This window comes from Oceanobacillus luteolus (assembly GCF_042678205.1).
Lineage (GTDB): Bacteria > Bacillota > Bacilli > Bacillales > Amphibacillaceae > Oceanobacillus > Oceanobacillus luteolus.
This window is the reverse complement of sequence record NZ_JBHUDE010000021.1, coordinates 1-1,627: the sequence shown is the minus strand read 5'-3', so window position 1 is coordinate 1,627 and position 1,627 is coordinate 1. Positions and strand designations below refer to the sequence as shown.

Annotated in this window: 2 tRNA genes and 1 rRNA gene; all 3 read right to left on the bottom strand. The window is 48.4% G+C overall.

The features are described 5' to 3' along the window. Positions 1-153 precede the first annotated feature (153 nt). Positions 154-226 (bottom strand) — tRNA-Ala (locus tag ACFSBH_RS05455). Positions 227-243: 17 nt separating this feature from the next. Beyond that, positions 244-320 (bottom strand) — tRNA-Ile (locus tag ACFSBH_RS05450). A 510-nt stretch (positions 321-830) separates the two neighbouring features. Next, a 16S ribosomal RNA gene (locus ACFSBH_RS05445) occupies positions 831-1,627 on the bottom strand; the annotation flags it as partial.

The following is a 1,627-nucleotide window of genomic DNA, read 5'->3' as shown; positions in this document are numbered from 1 at the left end:
ATTCACTTAACTAAGTTACAGTAAATAAAGCTTACATTTTTGCCTATTGGTCAATTAAGACCACAAATAGCTTCCGCTTCCTATATATAGGTTGCTTTAGCTAGTAAATTTTGATGTCGTTGTTACTCTTATTTAGTTTTCAAGGTACAAAAATGGAGCCTAGCGGGATCGAACCGCTGACCTCCTGCGTGCAAGGCAGGCGCTCTCCCAGCTGAGCTAAGGCCCCGTATTTATTATGATAGATGGTGGGCCTGAGTGGACTCGAACCACCGACCTCACGCTTATCAGGCGTGCGCTCTAACCAGCTGAGCTACAGGCCCATCTATATTTAAGTTGATTAAGAGAATATATTACTCTNCGTTTACTTACAACTACCCGAGGCATATCGGAGTTAGTCCCGTCCTTCATCGGCTCCTAGTGCCAAGGCATCCACCGTGCGCCCTTATTCACTTAACTAAGTCACAGTAAATAAAGCTTACTTTTTTGCCTATTGGTCAATAAAGACCACAAATAGCTTCCGCTTCCTATATATGGTTGCTTTAGCTAGTAAATTTTGATGTCGTTGTTACTCTTATTTAGTTTTCAAGGTACAAGCAGAGAGATTTGCTCCCTCAAAACTGAACAAACAACACAGTATGTTTCATCTAACGAAGTTAGATGTTCCGAAAATAGTCTAGCTCCGGCGACCAGCAACTAGCAAACTTCACACCCTTCCAATCGATAAGTCAACATCAGCTCCCTATGGTCGCTGTGTTTCCTTTATCTCATTCCAGAGTGTTCCAGTTTGTATGTTGCTAAACGGTCGCCTACGCCTTCTTATATATCCTTAGAAAGGAGGTGATCCAGCCGCACCTTCCGATACGGCTACCTTGTTACGACTTCACCCCAATCATTAGTCCCACCTTCGGCGGCTGGCTCCAAAAGGTTACCTCACCGACTTCGGGTGTTACCAACTCTCGTGGTGTGACGGGCGGTGTGTACAAGACCCGGGAACGTATTCACCGTGGCATGCTGATCCACGATTACTAGCGATTCCGGCTTCATGCAGGCGAGTTGCAGCCTGCAATCCGAACTGAGAATGGTTTTATGGGATTTGCTTCACCTCGCGGCTTCGCTCCCCTTTGTTCCATCCATTGTAGCACGTGTGTAGCCCAGGTCATAAGGGGCATGATGATTTGACGTCATCCCCACCTTCCTCCGGTTTGTCACCGGCAGTCACCTTAGAGTGCCCAACTGAATGCTGGCAACTAAGATCAAGGGTTGCGCTCGTTGCGGGACTTAACCCAACATCTCACGACACGAGCTGACGACAACCATGCACCACCTGTCACCGCTGTCCCCGAAGGGAAAGTCATGTCTCCATGACGGTCAGCGGGATGTCAAGACCTGGTAAGGTTCTTCGCGTTGCTTCGAATTAAACCACATGCTCCACCGCTTGTGCGGGTCCCCGTCAATTCTTTTGAGTTTCAGCCTTGCGGCCGTACTCCCCAGGCGGAGTGCTTAATGCGTTAACTGCAGCACTAAGGGGCGGAAACCCCCTAACACCTAGCACTCATCGTTTACGGCGTGGACTACCAGGGTATCTAATCCTGTTTGCTCCCCACGCTTTCGCTCCTCAGCGTCAGTT